Source organism: Nocardia sp. NPDC003693 (assembly GCF_053981095.1).
The window spans coordinates 278,586-296,872 of sequence record NZ_JBSFNO010000001.1 but is presented as its reverse complement, the minus strand read 5'-3'; the positions used below and the strand labels follow the sequence as shown (position 1 = coordinate 296,872).

Below are 18,287 nucleotides of genomic sequence, written 5' to 3'. Positions count from 1 at the left end.
ATCGCATGGCCAGTAGGGCGGCTACCCGTCTTGATCATCGCGAAACCGAGTGCGGGCGGATCGGCGATTTCGCGCGGGGCGGCCATGTCTGCGGACCGGCCGTTATGCCGGCGACCTGTTTCGGGTCCATGCCGCCGGGTAGTCGCCGACGAACAGGAGGTGCGAGGCATGAACCCTACTTCTGAACCACGGACCGTCGTCGCGACGGCGAACGGGGACAACGACAGGCGCTCACTGACCGAACTCGTCGACACCGTGGGCGCACAGCTGACCAGGCTCGTCCGGGACGAGATGCAGTTGGCCCGAATCGAGATGCGGGACAAGGGCAAAGGGATGGCCAAGGGCGTCGGCATCGCCGGCGCCGGTGGGCTGCTGGCTTTCTACGGCGGCGGCGCGCTGATCGCCGCGGCGATCCTGGCGCTGGCGCTCGTGGTGCCCGCGTGGGCCGCCGCGCTCATCGTGGCGGTCGTGCTCTTCGCGCTCGGCGCGATAGCGGGGCTGGCGGGCAAGAAGGCGGTCGACGAGGCGACGCCACCGGTGCCCGCCGAAGCGATCAAGGACGTCCGCGAGGACGTCGAGGTACTCGAGAACAGGAGTCGGCGATGACCGACAAGACACCACGTCCGCATATCCCCGACGAGGCCGAGCTGTTGCGGGCCGACCGCGACCTGGCGCGCCGGGAACTCGGCGACGCCGTGGCCGAACTCGCGGAGAAGGCCGACGTGCGGGGGCGAGCGCAGGACAAGGCGCACGAAACCGCCGAGGCCGCCCGCGAACGCGCGGCCGAAGCCACCCAGTACGCGCGCGAGGTCGCCGAGAACGTACGCACGAGCGCCGCACAGGTCGCGGACCAGGCCGTGGCCAAGACGCCCGAGCCGGTGCGCGAGAAGAGCAAGCAGGCGGCGGGCGCGGCCCGGCGCAATCCGGTGCCGATCGCCGTGGCCGTGGCGTCCGGCGCGGCCCTGATCTGGTGGACCCGGCGGCGGAGGAACAGGTGAACGCACTGTACAAACCCGTTGGACTGCTCGTGAGCGTGCTCGGCGGGATCGCTGCCAACCTGGTGTTCACGCAGGTGTGGCGGCGCGTCAGCGGCGAGGATCAGGCGCCGAGCGCCACCGCCCGCGAGTACGGCTGGCAGGAAGTGCTCGCCGCCGCGGCCTTGCAGGGCGCGATCTTCGGCGTGGTGAAGGCGTCGATCGACCGTGCGGGCGCGTCGGGCTACCAGCGATTGACGGGCACCTGGCCCGGGAAGTGAGTCGAGCATGGCCGCCGACGACCATCCGGCCGCTACCGATACCGGCGCTCGACCGGATCTGGACGCCGACCATCCCGACAGCCCGGCCGACCTGTCGAAACCGTCCTTGGTCGCGGTGGTCAAGCGCGCGGGCCGGGAGTTCCAGCGCGACAACCTGACCGACCTGGCCGCGTCCCTGACGTACTACGCGATGCTGTCCATCGTGCCCGGGCTGATCGTGCTGGTCTCGCTGCTCGGCCTGCTCGGTCCGGACGCGACGGGCGAGCTGATGGGCCAGGTACGCGAGCTCGCCCCCGGCTCGAGCGCGGACTTCGTGCAGACGCTCATCGACCAGGCCCAGGCCAACAAGAGCGGCGCGGGACTCGGCGCGATCCTGGGTCTGGCGATCGCGTTGTGGTCGGCGTCGGCCTACGTCGCAGCGTTCATGCGGGCATCCAATGTCATCTACGACATCGGGGAGGGCAGGCCGATCTGGAAGACCACGCCCATCCGGCTCGGCGTTACCGTGCTCGCGGTCGTACTGCTGTTGCTCAGCGCGGTGATCGTGGTGGTGAGCGGGCCGATCGCGCGGCAGGTCGGTGATTTCCTCGGCCTGGGCGAGACGACGGTGCTGATCTGGAACATCGCCAAGTGGCCGGTGCTGTTCGTCCTGGTGTCGGTGCTGCTGGCAATCCTGTTCTGGGCCAGTCCGAATGCGAAACAGGGCGGCGTGAAATGGATCAGTCCCGGCGGCGTGATCGCGGTCCTGATCTGGGTGATCGTCTCCGCGGGATTCGCGGTTTACGTCGCCAACTTCTCGTCCTACGACAAGACCTACGGCTCGCTCGCGGGCGTGGTGATCTTCCTGGTGTGGCTGTGGCTCACCAATATCGCCCTGCTGCTGGGCGCGGAGATCAACGCCGAACTGGACCACGGCAGGGCCATGGCCGAAGGGCTGCCCGAAGAGGTCACGCCCTTCGCGAAGCCTCGTGACACCAGCAAGCTCGATCCGCTCGATCAGCGGGCTGTGGAAGAGGCTGAAACCGCTCGGCGAGAGTGAATTTCGCGCGCCCTGGGCGATGACTCAGCGTGCCAGGTCCGGATGGGCCCGGCCGGTCACCAGCGGCATGTCGACGAAAGTCAGCAGGCCCGGTTCGGCGGCGCAGACGTACGGGATCGAATTCACGCAGTGAGCTGCGGTGACGACGATTCCGGGGTTGCGCTCGAGGCCCGCCGCGACACCGCTGGGGTGCCAGCCGTGGATCGTCACATGGCAGTCGGGATCACCCTTCACCTCTACCTCGAAGCGGACGCCGCCGTCGCCGTATTTCCATGGCGGGTCGAGGTTTTCGTCGCCCATCAGCCAGTTGACCGCCACCCGGACGACCTTGGTCTCGCCGACGAACGCCTCCCAGGCGAAGCGCTGGGCCGCCACCTGGCCGGGCTGGATCTGGCCGATCGGCGAGTCGATCGGGGCGGTCGCCACCGCCACCTCACGACTGCTGCGGATCTCGGCTTCGGCGAAACCCAGTGTGTCCAGGCACATTCGGACGGACTGGTCGAAGCCCTTGTCCAGCAGGGACAGCATCGGGCCGTTCATCGCCGCCTCGGGCGACTGACCGAAGCCCATGATGTGGCGGACCACATCGGGAGAGTTGTAGGTGCGGATATCGGACCATTCCTCACCGCGGACGAACGTGATCGCACTGGACAGGCCGGCGAAGAAGAGCGGCTGTTGCTCGGTGGCGCCGCCGGGGTCGATCCCGGTCCCGTGCAGCGTCACACCGCCTTCGATGGCCGGCGCGGCCATCCGCTCCTTCTCCTGCTGGGTCGGCCAGAACCAGCCCAGCGGGGTGACGACGTTCTTGCCCGAGCGCAGGATCGCGGCGACCTCTTTGGGATTCGGCATCAGCGGCGCGTACAGGACGCAGTCGGCCTCGAGCGCGAGGATCTCCTCGACACTGTTGGTGGCGATGACGCCGATCGGTCCGATCCCCGCGAGCTCACCGGCATCCTGCCCGGCCTTGGCCTCCGTATGCACCCAGCACCCGACGAGCTCGAGCTCCGGGTGCAGCTGGATCTGGCCGATCGCGGCCTGGCCGAGCCCACCCGTGGCCCACTGGATCACTCGCAGAGTCATGCAAGAAATAGAACACGTTGCATTCTCGGGGTCAAGATCGCGTAGCCACTGCGTTCGAGCCCCCTTGTCGAGGTCGTCCACCCCACCGGGGCGTGGTGCGCCCAAGCAACCCGGTCGTCAGTCTCCCGCCGCCTCGCCGGATTCATTGCGCCGCAACCACTCCGCGAGCGAGCGACCCGCGTCGAGAACATGCCGTTCGGCGATGTCGCGGGCGCGAATCGCGTCGCGGGCGGTCAGCGCATCGATGAGCTGATCGTGTTCGTGGAGGGCGTTCTGTTCGTGTTCGGGGAACACGCGCAGGAAGTTGGTGGGGACCACGCGGGCCGCCTGTTTGATCTGGGTCAGCAGGCGGCGCGAGTGGGCGGTCCGGTGAATCTGTTGGTGGAAACGCCAATTGGCGTCGGCGATCGCATCCTCGCCGGAATGGGACGCCACGGCCGCGGCCAACTCGCGCAGGTGCGCGAGCTCGGCGTCGGTGGCGCGTTCGGCGGACCAGGCCGCGGCCTGACCGGTCAGGACGCCGAGGATCGTGAAGCTGTCCATGACGTCGGCGGGGCTGATGCCCAGCACGGTGATGCCGCTGCGGGGGGCCACCCGCACCAGGCCCTCGAAGGAGAGTTCGAGCAGGGCCTCGCGCACGGGGGTGCGGCTGGTCGCGAACTCCTCGGTGATCGCGTCCAGATCTATGCGCGCGCCGGCGGGGAGGGTGCCGGTCAGGATGCGGTCACGGAGTTCGCGGGCCGCGCGTTCGCGCACGGTGCCGCCGATATCGACTGATCGCGATGCCATTCCGGGGAGCCTAGCAGGTCTCGAATACAAGGTTTGATATCTGATATATCAGATGTTACGTTCACGATATGACAGCACAGCGTCGCGACCGGATGACCTTGGTCGCTTTCATGCAGGCGGGCAGCACCTCGGTCTACGCGGGTTCGTGGCGGCATCCGGCCACCGAGCACGGGTACCTCGACGCGTCCTACTACGCGAAGGTCGGACGGCAACTCGAAGAGGGCTGCTTCGACCTGATGTTCTTCGATGATCGGCTGGCGATGCCGGGCATCTACGACGGTTCGGTGGCCGAGGCGGTGCGCTACGGCGCCCGGCCGGTGAAACTGGACCTGGGCGTGGTGTTGGGCGTGCTGGCGCAGAGCACCTCGCGGATCGGTTTGGGCGCGACGTACTCGACCACGTACTACGCCCCGTTCCACGTCGCGCGGACCTTCGCCACGCTGGACCACCTGTCCGGCGGCCGGGCAGCGTGGAACGTGGTGACCTCGGTGAACGACAGCGAGGCCCAGAACTTCGGCGTCAACGCCCATCTCGGGCACGACGAGCGCTACGACCGCGCGGACGAATTCCTCGAGGTCGTCAGCGGACTCTGGGACACCTGGGACGAGGACGCGATCATCCACGACCGGGCGGCGGGTGTGTACGCCGATCCCGGCAAGGTGCACGAGCTCGGGCACGTGGGCCGGTTCTTCTCCGCGCGCGGGCCGCTGACCGTCCCGCGTACCCCGCAGGGCCGCCCGGTCATCATTCAGGCCGGCTCGTCCGGTCGCGGGCGCGAATTCGCTTCGCGCTGGGCGGAATTGATTTTCACCGGCGATCCGGGGCTCGAGGTCGCCCGCAACCACTACGCCGACCAGAAGGCGCGCATCGCCGACGCCGGACGCGATCCGGACTCGGTGAAGATCTGTCCCATGGCGTACGCCGTGGTCGGCGAGTCCGAGCAGCACGCCCGCGAGCGCGAAGCGATGTTGCTCGAGGACCTGGTGCATCCGATGGCGTCGCTGACGCTGCTGTCGGAGCTGATGAACTACGACTTCGCGCAACATGACCTTGACGACCCGGTCACCGACGAGCTGATCGCCTCGGTGTCGGGCATCCGCGGGCTGGTACAGAATCTGCGCACGCACATCGGCGGCACCGTCACGGTCCGCGATCTGGCCGGGCACCGCGCGACCCTGCTGCAGGGCCCCCGCTTCGTCGGCACCGGCGAACAGGTCGCCGATCAGATGGCCGAATGGTTCCACGGCGGAGCCTGCGACGGGTTCGTCCTGGCCGCGACCCACATGCCCGGCTCGTTCGAAGATGTTGTGCGCATGGTTGTTCCGCGCCTGCAGCAGCGCGGGCTGTTCCGCACCGAGTACGAGGGCACCACCCTGCGCGACCATCTCGGACTCGATCGCCCCGCGGTGCGCCGGCCGGCCGCGCACGCCGGACCGGTTTCGTGATGAACGCCATGCTCTCTGGTGTGCGAGTGCTGGACCTCGCCACCCTGGCTGCCGCCCCGCTCGCGGCGACCTATCTCGGCGAATTCGGTGCCGAAGTGATCAAGATCGAGCAGCCGGGCGCCGGGGATCCCATCCGCACCTGGGGCGCGCAGCGCGACGGCGTCGGGCTGATGTGGAAGTCGGTGTCCCGCAACAAGCGTTCCATCACCCTGGACATGCGCGGCGCCGAAGGTCAGGAGCTGCTGCGCAGGCTGGTGACCAAAGCCGATGTGGTGGTGAGCAATACGCGGCCGCAGACCCTGCGCAAGTGGGGTCTGGACTACGAGAGCCTGCGCGCGGTCAACGACCGCGTGATCATGTTGCACATCACCGGTTTCGGGCTGACCGGACCCAAGAGTGAACGGCCCGGCTTCGGCACCCTGGGCGAGGCCATGAGCGGGTTCGCCCACATCACCGGCGCGGCGGACGGCCCGCCGACCCTGCCGCCGTTCATGCTCGCCGACGGGGTGGCCTCGCTCAACGCCGCGTACGCCGTGCTCATGGCGCTCTATCACCGCGACGTGCACGGCGGGCCCGGGCAGTTGATCGACATCAATCTCGTCGATCCGCTGGCCCGGCTGCTCGAGCAGACCCTGCTGGGCTACGACCAGCTCGGCATCGTCGCGCAGCGCGCCGGGAACCGCTGGGACATCTCCGCGCCCCGCAACACCTATCGCACTGCCGACGGGAAGTGGCTGGCGATGTCCGGCAGCTCACCCGCGCTGGCGCTGCGCGTGTTCCGGGCGATCGGGCGGGCGGACCTGGTCACCGACGCGGAGTTCTCCGACCCGCAGCGACGGCTGGCCCGCGCGCGTGAGGTGGATGATGTCGTTGCGGACTGGGTGTCGAAACAGACTCTCGCCCAGGCGATGTCGGCGTTCGAAGCGCACGAGGTCGCCGCCGCGCCGGTCTACGATATCGAGGACCTGCTGCACGACGAGCAGGTACGCCACCGGGAGGTCTTCGTCCCGGTGGCCGACCCCGAACTCGGCACCATGACCGTGCAGGCGCCGGTACCCCGATTCTCCGAAAGTTCCGGCCGCGTGGACCATCTCGGTCCGCGCCTGGGGGAGCACAACGCCGAGGTCTACGGCGAGCTGCTGGGGCTGAGCGCCGGCGAGGTCGCCGACCTAGCGCACCGCGGCGTGCTCTGACCCGTTCCGATGATCACGAACCACGAAGGAATTCGACGATGACCCTGCTCGTGCGACGCTCCGAACTCGCGCTGCCCGCCTGCAACGACCACATGTTCGCCAAGGCCCTGTCCTGCGGCGCGGATCTGGTGTTCCTGGATCTCGAGGACGCCACCCCCGAATCGCTCAAGGAGTCCGCGCGGGAGAAGGCCATCACCGCGCTCACCGAGATGGACTGGGGGCGAACGGTTCCCGCGATCCGCATCAACGGCCTGGACACCAAGTGGTGCCACGACGACATCATCGAGGTCGTCACCCGGGCCCGCGAGAATCTGCACACCATCGTCGTACCCAAGGCGTGCACCGCCCGCGATGTGTGGTGGGTCGACCTGCTGCTCACCCAGCTCGAGGAGAAACTGGGCCTCACCCGCCGGATCCGGCTGGAGGTGCTGATCGAGGAGGTCGAGGGCCTGGCCAACGCCGAGGAGATCGCGGTGGCCAGCGACCGGATCGACGCCCTCATCTTCGGCGTCGGCGACTTCTCGCTGTCCCAGGGCGCGCGTGTGGACACCAACTTCGAACCGCTCGGCGACTATCCGGGCGATTTCTGGCACTACGCCCGCAACAAGACCCTGGTGGCTGCTCGGATCGCCGGCGTGCTCGCCATCGACGCGCCCTTCCCCGACTACGGCAATGTCGAGGGTTACGAACGCGACGCGCGCCGGGCCTCCCTGCTCGGCTACACAGGCAAGTGGGCCATCCATCCCGCCCAGGTCCCCATCGCGAACACCGTCTACTCCCCCACCGCCGCGGAAATCGCACTGGCGGAACGCAATATCGCCGCCTACCGCGAGGCCGAGGCGAACGGCCGCGGCGCGGTCGGCGTCGACGGTGTCCTGGTCGATGCCGCGCACATCAAGATGGCGAAGGCCACCCTGGCCCGCGCGGCGGCGATAGACCCGGAACTCCTGAACGGAGCCGCCGTCGGCTGACACGACGGGGACGACGGTCCGCTGGGACATGCCCGCGCTGGAATCGCCAGGCGGGCACGGCGGGCCAACCGCGTCATCGAACACCGGGCGCCGACCGCGCCCGCACCCGGAAGGCTCCCAACACCTACCGGGGCCGCCCGTTTCGACACGCTGTGGGAGACCGGGAAGGACGTCGGATCGGTAAGGCGCTCGCCTGGGCCGGCTGTTCGCGCCGCCCGGCACTCAGACCGGACGCTCTTCCTCACAGATGATGTCTCCGTCCGAGTTCTCGCGGCACGAGTACGGGACGAAGGCTCGAAAGCCGACCTGCCCCTCCTTGTCCGTGAAACGGACCAGTCTCAGGTCCCCGTATGCCTCGCCGTGCTTCGCCTTCAATGCCTCGAATTCCTCAGCGAAGCTCAGCTGATTCTGTTCGATCGTCATTGCCTCGTCCTCTCGTGGTGGTCGCGGCCGGAGAGCCGCCACCATCAACGATGTCCTCGGCAGGCGCTACTCGCGCGAGTGGTGCACTACTCGAACTTCGCCGCGTCTCCCCCGGCCGACCACGGTCAGCCGATCCACATCACCCGCAGCACGTGCACCTCGCGAACGCTATCGAGGACGAGGTACACGACCTGGCCGACCTCGGCCCGAACAAGAGGTAGCAGACCGCGCCCTCGGGATTGTCCACGTGCTGCGGGTGCCCGGCCCACGGAGTGAGTTCGAGGAACGAGAGCACCTCCGTGTAGCCGCCGAGGGCGTCCGGCGGCGGCAAGGCCCGACCTCGAACGTCTCCCCGGCCGGGAACGATCCGATACGCGCTCAGCGCGTCCGCAGCCGCTGTTCTATCAGCGCGCGCATGTCCTCGACGCTGCCCGCCGCGGGGTTGGCGCCCGCTCGCTGAATCTGCTCCGCCTTGGCCAGCAGCATGAAGTACGCTCCGGGCTCGCGCAATTCGGCTGCGGCAACGTGACGCCACTTGATCAGCAGTTCGTTTACGCCCGTGAGTTCCTTGCTGACCTTGGCCTTCTCGAGCACGAACTCCCATTCGCGGTCGAACTCCGCCCGCAGGGTCGGGGTCAGCGCCGCCCGGATCGCCCCGGGCTCGGCGGCCGGGTTGAGGTCGTGGCTCGGTGCGAATGAGGCGATGGCACTACGATATCCGCTCGCTCCAGCACTGTCGCCCGCCCCGGCGGGCCTTCGGTCCTGTTCGCGGAGGCATCGAGCGGGCCGGAACGTTCCTTGATCCTGAGCAGGCGCCGTGTCGGCTCACACGGTGCGCACCGCCCGGAACCCCTCGCCCCGGACAGTGTGCACGGGCGTCTACCGGTGAGCCCCAACCCCGATCACCCGCGGTAAAGCCCCAACAGGGCCCACGGTCGACCGACTCTCGAATCTGCCGCTCGGGTCAGCAGGCGGTGGACGTCCCGCCCTGGATCGCGAGCAGGGCGCAGAAGGTGATCGTCGCGACCTTCCACTTGTCGCCTTCCTTCACCGCGTTGCCGGCCTGGTCCGGCAGGGCGGGGGTGCCGTTCAGCAGCAGGGTGTAGGTGACGTCGGCGTGCGTGGCGTCCACGACCTTGACCGCGGAGACGGTCGCCGAGGTGCCCGAGGCCTGCGGGTTGGCCGCGGCGGCCTGCAGCACCGCCGCGAACTCCTGGCCCTTCTCGACCGTGGCGATGCGCTGCTCGGTGGGCGTCTTGGCGTTGAAGAAGGTGGTGAAGGCGTCGGTGATGGCCTTCGTGGTGGCCTCGTCGGCCTTGGCGGCCGCGGCCGTGGTGGTAACAGCGGCCGTGGTCGTGGTCGCGGTGGAATCGTCGTCCGAGCTACAGCCGGTGAGCGCGGCGGCGGCGAGGAGAACGCCGAGGGCGGCGGCGGAGGTGCGACGGAAGGAGATTCGCATGGTGGATCCTCATCTGAAGGAGAGAAGCGGGGCCGCGACGGGCCCCGCGAGGGTGGAGATATCGGCCGTACTGTAATACGGACGGTAGTGCCGGATGGCGGGTTTACTTCACATTGGCTTTCATCTGTTCCAGCCGCATCAGCACCGGGAAATCGTTGACGCTCAGCGCGTTTCCGTGGCCGGTCTGATGAATGTCGAACACCGACTGGATCGCCGCGTAGAAGCCCTGCACATCCAGGGTCTGGTTGACCGCGCGCTTGGCCTGACGCAGGCCGAACGCCGGCATGGTGGCGATGTGGGCGGCGAGTTCGCGGGTCTTGGCGTCGAGTTCGGCGCGCGGCACGACGGTGTTGACCATGCCGGTGCTCTCGGCCTCGGTCGCGGTGATCGGGCGGCCGGTGAACAGGATCTCCTTGGCCTTGCGCGGGCCCAATTCCCAGGTGTGCCCGTGGTATTCGACGCCGCCGATGCCCATCAGCACCACCGGGTCGGAGAACAGCGCGTCGTCGGCGGCCACGATCAGGTCGCACGGCCAGCACAGCAGCAGCGCCCCGGCGATGCACCGGCCCTGCACCGCCGCGATCGACGGCTTGGGCACGTTGCGCCAGCGCAGCGAATACTCCAGGTAGCGGCGGGATTCGATCTCGTAGATGGTGTCGAGGGTGATCCGGGAGGGATCGGGCCACGAACTGTCCTTGAGGTCGTGACCCGCCGAGAAGTGCTTGCCCTCGGCGCGCAGCACGATGACCGCCACCTCCGGGTCCGCGGCGGCGCTGGTCCACGCCGCGTCCAGCGCGTCGAGCAGCTCACCGTTCTGGGCGTTGGCGGCCTCGGGACGGTTCAGGCTGATGGTCGCGATCTTGTCGGCGACCTCGTAGCGGATGTACTCGCTCATAGTTCAACTCCGGGGAAGACCGAGCACCCGCTCGGCGATGATGTTGCGCTGAATCTCGGACGTTCCGCCCGCGATGGTGCCCGCGAAACTGCGGGCGTACCGCTCGAACCAACTGCCCACCGTGTTGTCGTGGTTCAGCGGATGCATGGGGCCGGTGAACATTTCGTTCAGCAGCCCCTCCGGGCCCGCCGCGGTGAGGGCGTGCTCGGAGGCGGTCTGCACGGCTTCGGAGCCGAGCAGTTTGAGCACCGACAGCCCGGCCACGTCCTGCTGCCCGCGCGCCTCGCGCGCCAGGGCGGCCGAACCGAGCAGGCGCAGCGCCAGATTGTCCATGACCAGGGTGGCGTAGTGGTCGCGATCGAACACGCTGTGCGGCTCGAAATCGTCTATCAGGCACTGCAATCGGTCGGCGAAGCTCAGCCACAGCATGGTGCGCTCGTGCCCGAGCGAGCCGTTGGCCACGCCCCAGCCGCCGTGCAGCGGGCCGACGAGATTCTCCGCCGGTACCCGGGCGTTCTCGAAGAACACCTCGTTGAAGTCCACGTCACGCGGCCCGCAGATGGACGGGAACGGGCGCCGGGTCACCCCGGGGGTGTCGGTGGGTATGAGTAATACGCTCAGGCCCTTGTGTTTCGGCGCGTCGGGATCGGTGCGCACGAAGGTGAGCAGGACGTCGGCGTGATGCGCGCCCGAGGTCCACACCTTCTGGCCGTTGACGATGAAGTCGTCGCCGTCGCGCACCGCGCGGGTGCGCAGGCCGGCCAGGTCCGATCCGGCGCCCGGTTCGCTCATGCCCAGCGCGGCGGTCAATTCCGCGCGCAGGATCCGCACCGCCCAGTTCTTCTTCTGTTCCGCGGTGCCGAAGGAGAGCAGCGATGCGGCGACGATGCCCAGGCCCTGCGGATTGAAGCTGTGATAGATCCGACGCCGCGAGAGCTCCTCGAGGTGCACGTACTGCTGCAGGATCGAGGCGTTGCGGCCGCCGAATTCCGGTGTGTTGCCGGGCAACAGCCAGCCGTGCTCGAACTGCGTGCGCTGCCACTCCCGCGCCCAGTCGGGCACCTCGGCGCTCGAGACCGGGCGGTCGGCGCGGGCCCGGGCCTCATCGGGCATGTGCTCGGCCAGGAATTCGACGAAGGCCGAGCGGAAGTCCTCGACCTCGGCGTCAAAAGTCAGTCGCACGGTACTCCTTCGCGATCAGCGCGCGGTGCTCCACGGCTCCGCCGAGCAGCAGCTCGCCGGCCTTGGCGCGTTTGAGCGCGAACTGCAGGTCGTTCTCCCACGTGTAGCTCATGGCGCCGAACAGCTGCATGCCGTGCCGGAAGACCAGCGATTGGCACTCCCCCGCCGCGGCCTTGGCCATGGACGCGGCGACGCGGCGGCGCGGGTCGTCGGCGGAGATGGTCAGGGCCGCGAAATAGGCCAGGGCCCGGGCTCTTTCGACTGCCACGTGCATGTCGGCCGCCTTGTGCTTGACCGCCTGGAACGAGCCGATCGGCACCCCGAACTGCTCCCGGCCGCGCACATGCTCGAGCACCAGGTCCAGCACGCGCGCGCACGCACCGACCATGGTCAGCGCCAGGCCGGTCAGGGCGATGTGGCGCCCGCGGTCGACGTCGGCGTCGATCCGATCGCTCTCCCCGACGCGGACGCCGGCGAAGCTCACCTCCGCCACGTGCAGGACCGGGTCGAACGCGATCTCGCGCCGGACGATCGCGTCGGCGGAGTGCACGGCGAACACCCCGGCGCGGGTGGCGACGGCGAGCCAGTCGGCGCGGTCGCCGTCCAGGACGTGGCGCGCGGTACCGCTGAGCAGCCAGCCCGTGCCGTCGTGGAAGGCGGTGACACCGTCGTAGACAGCCGCGCCGGGCGCCGAGCTGGCACCGAATCGGGCTGCCAGCGGGGCGAACTGGGTCATCGTCGCCAGGAACGGCGTCGGATCGGTCGCGTAACCGAGAGCCTCGAGCACGATGGCCAGCTCGACCATGTCGGCCGGATCGGTCAGTTCGGTCCAGCCCTGATCGACGTAGACCCGCCACAGTTCATCGGTGGTCGCGCCGCGGTCGACGACCGCGCGGACCAGCTCGGGCGGACCGTGTCTGGCGATGACCTCGCGGACAGTCTTCTGCCACAGCCGTTGGTCGGAGTCGAACTCCAAAAGCATCCCGGCACGCCTCCTCGCTGCTGCGTTCGCAATGCAAGCGAGAATATCATTCTCCTAGAATGAAAGTCATCCTTCGCCATCCGGGAAGGCGCGCCGACCCTAACGTCCAGGAATACGCCGTTCTCCGGTACAGTGCATTCATGTTCTCCCCCTACAACCGAGGACCGATGCGGCCGTGACCAGCCCGAGCGAAGAGCCAGCCTGGAAGCAGCGTGCTGTCGAGCGCTCGCTGCGCGCCGCCAAGGTGCGAGCCGAGGAACGCGTCCAGCGATTCCTGGACGCCGCGCAGGCCATCATCACCGAGAAGGGCTCGACCGACTTCACGGTTCAGGAGGTCGTCGACCGCTCCCGGCAGTCGCTGCGCAGCTTCTACCTGCAGTTCGACGGTAAGCACGAGTTGCTGCTCGCCCTGTTCGAGGATGCGCTGAGCCGCACCGCCGAACAGTTGCGCGCCGCGGCCGACGGGCAGACCGACCCCCTGGACAAGTTGCAGATCTCGGTCGAGCTGCTCTTCGAACTGTGTCGGCCCGACCCTTCGGCACAGCGCCCGCTGTTCACCGATTTCGCGCCGCAGCTGCTGCTTTCGCACCCCAGCCAGGTGAAGGTGGCGCACGCGCCGCTGCTGACCCTGTTCACCGAACTGATGGAACAGGCCGCCGCGGCCGGGCAGTTGCCCGCCGACGCGAACCCGCGCCGGCTCTCGGCGATGGTGATGCAGACGGTCATGTTCACCGCGCAGTCCTCGGGGGCGATCGACGAGCAGACCCCGAACCCGATCACCGCCACCGAGGTCTGGAACTTCTGCGCGCACGGTTTCACCCGCGCCTGAGAACGATGTTCTCATTCAGGAGAACTTTACTTACACTCGGGGTATGACCGAGCTGTGGACCGATCTCGTCGCCTGTCTCGACCTGGACGAGCAGCCGCCCCTCGCAGACACCACCGTCTTCGAGGGGCGCAATCAGAAGCTGACCTATCACCGCGTGTTCGGCGGCCAACTGCTGGGCCAGTTCACGCGTGCTGCCGCGCTGAGCTTCCCCGACAAGACGGTCAAGTCGCTGCACGTGGTGTTTCCCCGTGAGGGACGCGCCGACGAGCCCATCCGCTACCGGCTCGAACGCGCGCACGCCGGACGCACCTTCGCCACCGCCACCGCCGTGGCCGAGCAGTCCGGCAAGATCATCGCCACGGCCTCGATCTCGCTGCACGCGCCCGAGGCCGGCCCCGAGTTCGACAGTGTGGCACCGATTCCCGCCCTGCCCTCGGCCGAGCACAAGGTCGACGGCATGGAGTTGCTGCCCTGGGAGGTGCGCTCGCTCACCGACCTGAACGACCCCGCCGCCCGGGCCCCGGAGTACGAGCTGTGGATGCGCACTCCGACCGTGGAACCCGAACTGGCACAGGCGATCGCGGCCTATGCCACCGACCTCACCCTGATCGGCACGGCGCTGCTGCCGGTGGACGGCTTCGATCAACGCGGCAACGGCACCGCCTTCCTCTCGGCGGTCACCTCGCACACCCTGTGGTTTCATCGCCCCTTCCGCACCGACGACTGGCTGCTGCTGCGCCAGCACAGCCCGCTGCTCGCGCACGGCCGCTGCTTCGGCCGCGGCGACATCCTCACCGAGTCGGGCACGCTGGTCGCCTCCTACGCGCAGGAAGCGATGGTGCGGCTCCCCGCCTGATCGGCCGGCGAGGGCGATCGGCCGAGGTCACCGCCGATCCCCGCGCCGAACCGTGGGCGGCGGGGACGCCAATGTCCGTGCGGCCGAGTAGGCGTCGCACCGGCCGGCCGCCACGGACGCGGCCAGCCCGTCCAGGTCCGGGTGCGCGCCGAGGCCGGTGCGGGTCAGGGCGAGGATCTGCGCCCGGGCGCACGCGACGCGGCGGGAGGCGCTGCGGGGGCGGCGGTGGCGGTCGATCGCGTCGACGAGTTCGGGCATGCCCTCGCCGCGGGCGGCGATCAACGTCAGCACCGGAACATCGGATTCGGCCTGCAAATCGCGCACCGTCTGCTCGACGCCCTCCCGGTCCGCCTTGTTCACCACGAGGATGTCCGCGATCTCGAGCAGTCCCGCCTGGGCGGCCTGCACCCCGTCGCCCGCCCCGGGGGTCAGCACGACCACCGCCGGATCCGCGACCGCGGCGATCTCGGTGTCCGACGATCCGGCACCGGCTGATTCCAGCAGCACGACGTCATAAGACAGCGCGGCCAGCAGTCGCACCGCCGCCGGGACCGCCGCCGCCAGGCCACCGGGGTGCCCGCGGGTGGCGAACGAGCGGATCAGCACCCGCGGATCGTCGACGTGCTCGGCCATCCGAATCCGATCACCGAGCAGCGCACCGCCGCTGTAGGGCGAGGAAGGATCGACCGCCAGCACGGCCACCCGGTGCCCGCGCAGCCGGTAGGCCCCGATCAAACCGGCTACGGCCGTTGACTTCCCGGCCCCGGGCGGCCCGGTCACCCCGATCACCCGGACCGATGCCGGCGCGAGCGTGGCGCACACGTCCGCCCGCTGCGGACCCTCGACCAGCGACAGGAGGCGGCCCACCGCCCGCACAGACCCGGCGCTCGCCCGCGCCAGCAGTTCCGCGATCTCCTCGGCCACCGGCGATCCAGCGACCCCGTCATCCGCCGATGGCTCGGCGAACTCTCCGGCCACCGACAGCTCGACGGACTCTCCACCCCCTGACAGTTCGGCGATCCTCGCTCCCATACGCAGCCCGGAACCACCTGCAGCCGAAGGCACCCCGGCGCGTGTGTCACTCACCGGCGGCCCGGCGATTTCCCGGTCCCCCGGTAGCGGGGCGGTCACCTCGTTCCCCGGTAGCTCAGCGGTGTCGACCGGAGGGCGACCTCCGCCTGCCGCAGGGCGGGGACATCCCTGCCCGCTGGCGGCCGGGCTAGTGCGCGCGCCGCCTCCGATTCACTTTTGGCACTGTGCATCTCGGCTCTTTTCTCGATCGTGGACCGGACCCCGCCGTCACACTCACGGCGCGGGCACCTCGATGACGGTGGCCGAGCCCATGCCGCCGCCCGCGCACATCGCGACGATGCCGTAACCGCCACCGCGCCTGCGCAACTCGTGCACCATCGTCACGATCATGCGGGCGCCGCTCGCCGCCACCGGGTGGCCGAGCGAGCAGCCGCTGCCGCTGTAGTTGACCCGATCGGGATCGAGGTTCAGCGCGCGCACCGCCGCGACCGGAACCGAGGCGAAGGCCTCGTTGATCTCGAACAACGACACCTCCGACAGCGAGATGCGGGCCTTGTCGGCGGCGCGGGTGATGGCCTCGATCGGGGCCAGGCCCGTCTCGGCGGGATCGACACCGATGGAGACCCAGCTGCGGATCACCCCGAGCGCGGGCAGTCCCAGGTCGGAGCTGGCCACCACCAGGGCCGCCGCGCCGTCGTTCGCGCCGCTGGCGTTGCCCGCGGTGACCGAGAAACCGTCGATCTCCGGATGCAGGGGCTTGAGCGCCGCCAAACGTTCGAGCGTCGTGTCGCGGCGAGGGTGCTCGTCGGTATCGAAGACCCCGTGCGGAGTCGTGATCGGCAGGATCTCCTCCTTGAAGCGGCCCTCGTCGATCGCGGCGATGGCGTTGCGGTGCGAACGCAGCGCCCACTCGTCCTGCTCGGTGCGGGAAATGCCCACGCGCACAGCGGTATTCCAGCCGACGGTGATGGACATGTCCATGCACGGCGCCTCGGGACGGTCCGGGTGGCTCGGCGAGACCCAGGGGTCGATCCACTCGTCCTCGCCGACCTTGAAGCGGGCGCGCGGTGCGGTGGAGTCGGAGTTCACGCCGCCGGCGATGATCAGCTCGGACATGCCCGCGCGGATGTTCGCCGCGGCGGTCTGCACCGCGGACATACCCGCCGCGCAGTGCCGGTTCTGGGCCAGGCCGGGCGCGCCGGTGAGGCCCGCGGTGACCGCCGCGTGCCGGGCCAGCACGCCGCCGCCGTAGCGGCCCTCGCCGAGAACGACGTCGTCGACGCGGTATTCACCGCCGAGTCCGTCCGCGGCGGCACCCACCACGTGCCGGGCCAGGTCGAAGGCGTTGGTGTCGCGCAGGGTGCCCTTGCGGGCGGTTCCGATCGCGGTGCGGAGCGCGGAGACGATGACGGCGTCAGGCATGGGAGGACTCCATTTCGGCGACGAGCGTGCGCCGCAGCAGTTTTCCGGTGTCGGTCTTGGGCAGTTCGGGTCGGAAGACGATCGCGTCGGGGGTCTTGGACGAGCGCAGCCGCTGTTTGACCCAGTCGCGGATCTGCTCTGGATCGCCGGCGCCCACCACCACGGCGACCAGGCGCTGTCCCCATTCGGGATCGGGGACGCCGATCACCGCGGCTTCGGAGATGCCGGGGAATTCCAGCAGCACGTCCTCGATCTCGGCGGGCGCGATGTTCTCGCCGCCGCGGATGATGGTGTCGTCGGCGCGGCCCTCGATGAACAGGTAGCCCTCGGCGTCGAGTCGGCCCAGATCCCGGGTGGGGAACCAACCGCCCGCGTCGAGCACGCTGCGGTCGCCGTATTCGCCGGAGATCTGCTCGCCGCGCACGAAGACCAGTCCGGTCGTCCCGGCATCTACGGGTTCGCCTGCCTCACTGCGGATCTCGATCTCGATACCGGGCAGCGGGCGGCCGACCGAACCGAGCCGGTCGCGGACGGCCGGATCGCTCGACGCCTCGGCCGTCCTGTGGTCCTCGGGACCGAGCAGCGCGACCGAGGACGCGGTCTCGGTGAGCCCGTAGGCGTTCACGAATCCCGTGGACCCGAACACGCGCAGGGCTCGTTCGAGCACCGGTCGCGGGGTCCGGGATCCGCCGTAGGCGAGCGAGACGAGCGTCGGGGTGCGCGCGTCGTCGCCCTCGACGGTCGCGACGATGCGCGCGAGCATGGTCGGCACCAGCATGGCGTGCGTAACGCCCTCGCGGCGAACGGTTTCCAGCCAGTTCTCCGGATCGAAGGCGGGCAGGTACACCACGCGGCGGCCGGAGTAGAGGTTCGACAGCAGGTTCGTCAGACCCGCGATGTGGTACGGGGGCACCGAGACGAGCGTGGACTGGCCGATGCCCGCACCGAATTCGACGGTGTTGATCAGATACGCGGTCAGGTGGCGGTGCCGGAGCAGGGCGGCCTTGGGCGCGGAGGTCGTGCCGCTGGTGTAGATGATCGCGGCTACTGCGTCCTCGTCGGCGGGGTCCGGATCGACGGGGTCCGCGGTCGCCACATCGGCCAGGAACGCGTCCAGGTCGTTCTGTTCCAGGACCAGCGCGCCGGGATGCCGGTCGCGCAGCGCCGCCAGTTGTTCTTCGCCGAGCCGATAGTTCAGCGGTACGAAGGGAATTCCCGCGGCGGCGGCTCCGAACAGGGCCACGGGATAGGCCGGGTGGCTGGTGCCGAGGTAGAGCACCGCCGGGAACCCGCGCAGCCGGGTCGCGGCGCGCTGGGCGAGGTCCAGCAGTTCGGGGGCGGACAGCGAGCGCTCGCCCGCGGTCACGACGGGGTGATCGCCGCCCGCGGCGGCCATGTCTAGGATCATGCCGATGTTCATGAGAACATTATTCTC

General features: G+C 69.2%; 20 protein-coding genes. 9 read left to right on the top strand and 11 right to left on the bottom strand.

Annotated features, from left to right (window positions below):
- Positions 1–168: 168 nt before the first annotated feature.
- From ACWDOP_RS01545 to ACWDOP_RS01530, 4 genes are read left to right on the top strand one after another with little or no spacing between them, the layout of a single operon-like run.
- On the top strand, positions 169–606 hold the full coding sequence (locus ACWDOP_RS01545) for a phage holin family protein (protein ID WP_456343392.1): 438 nt from the start codon (positions 169–171) through the stop codon (positions 604–606).
- Positions 603–998 (top strand): hypothetical protein, encoded by a 396-nt coding sequence (locus ACWDOP_RS01540; protein ID WP_456343391.1) that lies wholly within the window; start codon positions 603–605, stop codon positions 996–998. The genes ACWDOP_RS01545 and ACWDOP_RS01540 overlap by 4 nt, the downstream gene beginning before the upstream one ends.
- Positions 995–1,255 (top strand): DUF4235 domain-containing protein, encoded by a 261-nt coding sequence (locus ACWDOP_RS01535; RefSeq protein ID WP_456343390.1) that lies wholly within the window; start codon positions 995–997, stop codon positions 1,253–1,255. The genes ACWDOP_RS01540 and ACWDOP_RS01535 overlap by 4 nt, the downstream gene beginning before the upstream one ends.
- Before the next feature lie 7 nt (positions 1,256–1,262).
- Positions 1,263–2,294 carry a YihY/virulence factor BrkB family protein gene (locus ACWDOP_RS01530; protein WP_456343389.1) on the top strand — a complete coding sequence of 344 codons (1,032 nt, stop codon included), beginning with the start codon at positions 1,263–1,265 and terminating at the stop codon, positions 2,292–2,294.
- Between the two features lie 24 nt (positions 2,295–2,318).
- Here the strand turns inward: ACWDOP_RS01530 and ACWDOP_RS01525 are convergent, their stop codons facing one another.
- Both ACWDOP_RS01525 and ACWDOP_RS01520 read right to left on the bottom strand, forming a co-directional pair.
- A complete protein-coding gene (locus ACWDOP_RS01525; RefSeq protein WP_456343388.1) occupies positions 2,319–3,374 on the bottom strand; it encodes an NAD(P)H-dependent amine dehydrogenase family protein in 1,056 nt (351 codons plus the stop codon).
- Between the two features lie 117 nt (positions 3,375–3,491).
- Entirely contained in the window at positions 3,492–4,163 is a 672-nt protein-coding gene (locus ACWDOP_RS01520) for a GntR family transcriptional regulator (RefSeq protein ID WP_456343387.1), read from the bottom strand.
- Between the two features lie 68 nt (positions 4,164–4,231).
- On the opposite strand from ACWDOP_RS01520, the gene ACWDOP_RS01515 reads away from it, so the two are divergent.
- The 3 genes from ACWDOP_RS01515 to ACWDOP_RS01505 are packed head-to-tail and all read left to right on the top strand — an operon-like array spanning position 4,232 to position 7,772.
- Complete coding sequence (locus ACWDOP_RS01515; RefSeq protein WP_454204956.1) at positions 4,232–5,608, top strand: LLM class flavin-dependent oxidoreductase; 1,377 nt, start codon at positions 4,232–4,234, stop codon at positions 5,606–5,608.
- An 8-nt stretch (positions 5,609–5,616) separates the two neighbouring features.
- On the top strand, positions 5,617–6,801 hold the full coding sequence (locus tag ACWDOP_RS01510; RefSeq protein WP_456343822.1) for a CaiB/BaiF CoA transferase family protein: 1,185 nt from the start codon (positions 5,617–5,619) through the stop codon (positions 6,799–6,801).
- 38 nt (positions 6,802–6,839) lie between these two features.
- Positions 6,840–7,772: an HpcH/HpaI aldolase/citrate lyase family protein gene (locus ACWDOP_RS01505; protein ID WP_456343386.1), complete on the top strand. Its 933-nt coding sequence runs from the start codon at positions 6,840–6,842 to the stop codon at positions 7,770–7,772.
- 222 nt (positions 7,773–7,994) lie between these two features.
- On the opposite strand, the gene ACWDOP_RS01500 is transcribed toward ACWDOP_RS01505, so the two are convergent.
- The 6 genes from ACWDOP_RS01500 to ACWDOP_RS01475 all read right to left on the bottom strand — a co-directional run bounded on the left by ACWDOP_RS01500 (position 7,995) and on the right by ACWDOP_RS01475 (position 12,713).
- The gene (locus ACWDOP_RS01500) at positions 7,995–8,195 is read right to left on the bottom strand and encodes a hypothetical protein (protein WP_456343385.1); all 201 of its coding nucleotides are present in this window, start codon (positions 8,193–8,195) and stop codon (positions 7,995–7,997) included.
- Between the two features lie 378 nt (positions 8,196–8,573).
- The gene (locus ACWDOP_RS01495; protein ID WP_456343821.1) at positions 8,574–8,900 is read right to left on the bottom strand and encodes a DUF6247 family protein; all 327 of its coding nucleotides are present in this window, start codon (positions 8,898–8,900) and stop codon (positions 8,574–8,576) included.
- A 259-nt stretch (positions 8,901–9,159) separates the two neighbouring features.
- The gene (locus ACWDOP_RS01490; protein WP_456343384.1) at positions 9,160–9,654 is read right to left on the bottom strand and encodes a hypothetical protein; all 495 of its coding nucleotides are present in this window, start codon (positions 9,652–9,654) and stop codon (positions 9,160–9,162) included.
- A 103-nt stretch (positions 9,655–9,757) separates the two neighbouring features.
- Complete coding sequence (locus tag ACWDOP_RS01485; protein WP_454204960.1) at positions 9,758–10,549, bottom strand: enoyl-CoA hydratase; 792 nt, start codon at positions 10,547–10,549, stop codon at positions 9,758–9,760.
- Positions 10,550–10,552: 3 nt separating this feature from the next.
- The gene (locus ACWDOP_RS01480; RefSeq protein WP_456343383.1) at positions 10,553–11,731 is read right to left on the bottom strand and encodes an acyl-CoA dehydrogenase family protein; all 1,179 of its coding nucleotides are present in this window, start codon (positions 11,729–11,731) and stop codon (positions 10,553–10,555) included.
- Entirely contained in the window at positions 11,715–12,713 is a 999-nt protein-coding gene (locus ACWDOP_RS01475; protein WP_456343382.1) for an acyl-CoA dehydrogenase family protein, read from the bottom strand. The genes ACWDOP_RS01480 and ACWDOP_RS01475 overlap by 17 nt, the downstream gene beginning before the upstream one ends.
- A gap of 175 nt (positions 12,714–12,888) precedes the next feature.
- Between ACWDOP_RS01475 and ACWDOP_RS01470 the strand changes: the two genes are divergently transcribed.
- Positions 12,889–13,542 (top strand): TetR/AcrR family transcriptional regulator, encoded by a 654-nt coding sequence (locus ACWDOP_RS01470; protein WP_454204963.1) that lies wholly within the window; start codon positions 12,889–12,891, stop codon positions 13,540–13,542.
- A 43-nt stretch (positions 13,543–13,585) separates the two neighbouring features.
- Positions 13,586–14,398, top strand: a complete 813-nt coding sequence (locus tag ACWDOP_RS01465) for an acyl-CoA thioesterase (RefSeq protein ID WP_456343381.1) — start codon at positions 13,586–13,588, stop codon at positions 14,396–14,398.
- A 27-nt stretch (positions 14,399–14,425) separates the two neighbouring features.
- On the opposite strand, the gene ACWDOP_RS01460 is transcribed toward ACWDOP_RS01465, so the two are convergent.
- The 3 genes from ACWDOP_RS01460 to ACWDOP_RS01450 form a co-directional block, all read right to left on the bottom strand.
- Positions 14,426–15,430 (bottom strand): ArgK/MeaB family GTPase, encoded by a 1,005-nt coding sequence (locus tag ACWDOP_RS01460; RefSeq protein ID WP_456343380.1) that lies wholly within the window; start codon positions 15,428–15,430, stop codon positions 14,426–14,428.
- A 273-nt stretch (positions 15,431–15,703) separates the two neighbouring features.
- Complete coding sequence (locus tag ACWDOP_RS01455) at positions 15,704–16,852, bottom strand: thiolase family protein (RefSeq protein ID WP_456343379.1); 1,149 nt, start codon at positions 16,850–16,852, stop codon at positions 15,704–15,706.
- Positions 16,845–18,272 carry a class I adenylate-forming enzyme family protein gene (locus tag ACWDOP_RS01450; protein WP_456343378.1) on the bottom strand — a complete coding sequence of 476 codons (1,428 nt, stop codon included), beginning with the start codon at positions 18,270–18,272 and terminating at the stop codon, positions 16,845–16,847. Before ACWDOP_RS01450 ends, ACWDOP_RS01455 begins: the two co-directional genes overlap by 8 nt.
- Positions 18,273–18,287: the final 15 nt, after the last annotated feature.

Coding starts and splice junctions, on each gene's coding strand:
- ACWDOP_RS01545 (WP_456343392.1), top strand. CDS start 169: ATGAACCCTACTTCTGAACCACGGACCGTCGTCGCGACGGCGAACGGG.
- ACWDOP_RS01540 (WP_456343391.1), top strand. CDS start 603: ATGACCGACAAGACACCACGTCCGCATATCCCCGACGAGGCCGAGCTG.
- ACWDOP_RS01530 (WP_456343389.1), top strand. CDS start 1,263: ATGGCCGCCGACGACCATCCGGCCGCTACCGATACCGGCGCTCGACCG.
- ACWDOP_RS01525 (WP_456343388.1), bottom strand. CDS start 3,374: ATGACTCTGCGAGTGATCCAGTGGGCCACGGGTGGGCTCGGCCAGGCC.
- ACWDOP_RS01520 (WP_456343387.1), bottom strand. CDS start 4,163: ATGGCATCGCGATCAGTCGATATCGGCGGCACCGTGCGCGAACGCGCG.
- ACWDOP_RS01515 (WP_454204956.1), top strand. CDS start 4,232: ATGACAGCACAGCGTCGCGACCGGATGACCTTGGTCGCTTTCATGCAG.
- ACWDOP_RS01510 (WP_456343822.1), top strand. CDS start 5,617: ATGCTCTCTGGTGTGCGAGTGCTGGACCTCGCCACCCTGGCTGCCGCC.
- ACWDOP_RS01505 (WP_456343386.1), top strand. CDS start 6,840: ATGACCCTGCTCGTGCGACGCTCCGAACTCGCGCTGCCCGCCTGCAAC.
- ACWDOP_RS01500 (WP_456343385.1), bottom strand. CDS start 8,195: ATGACGATCGAACAGAATCAGCTGAGCTTCGCTGAGGAATTCGAGGCA.
- ACWDOP_RS01490 (WP_456343384.1), bottom strand. CDS start 9,654: ATGCGAATCTCCTTCCGTCGCACCTCCGCCGCCGCCCTCGGCGTTCTC.
- ACWDOP_RS01485 (WP_454204960.1), bottom strand. CDS start 10,549: ATGAGCGAGTACATCCGCTACGAGGTCGCCGACAAGATCGCGACCATC.
- ACWDOP_RS01475 (WP_456343382.1), bottom strand. CDS start 12,713: ATGCTTTTGGAGTTCGACTCCGACCAACGGCTGTGGCAGAAGACTGTC.
- ACWDOP_RS01465 (WP_456343381.1), top strand. CDS start 13,586: ATGACCGAGCTGTGGACCGATCTCGTCGCCTGTCTCGACCTGGACGAG.
- ACWDOP_RS01460 (WP_456343380.1), bottom strand. CDS start 15,430: ATGGGAGCGAGGATCGCCGAACTGTCAGGGGGTGGAGAGTCCGTCGAG.
- ACWDOP_RS01455 (WP_456343379.1), bottom strand. CDS start 16,852: ATGCCTGACGCCGTCATCGTCTCCGCGCTCCGCACCGCGATCGGAACC.
- ACWDOP_RS01450 (WP_456343378.1), bottom strand. CDS start 18,272: ATGAACATCGGCATGATCCTAGACATGGCCGCCGCGGGCGGCGATCAC.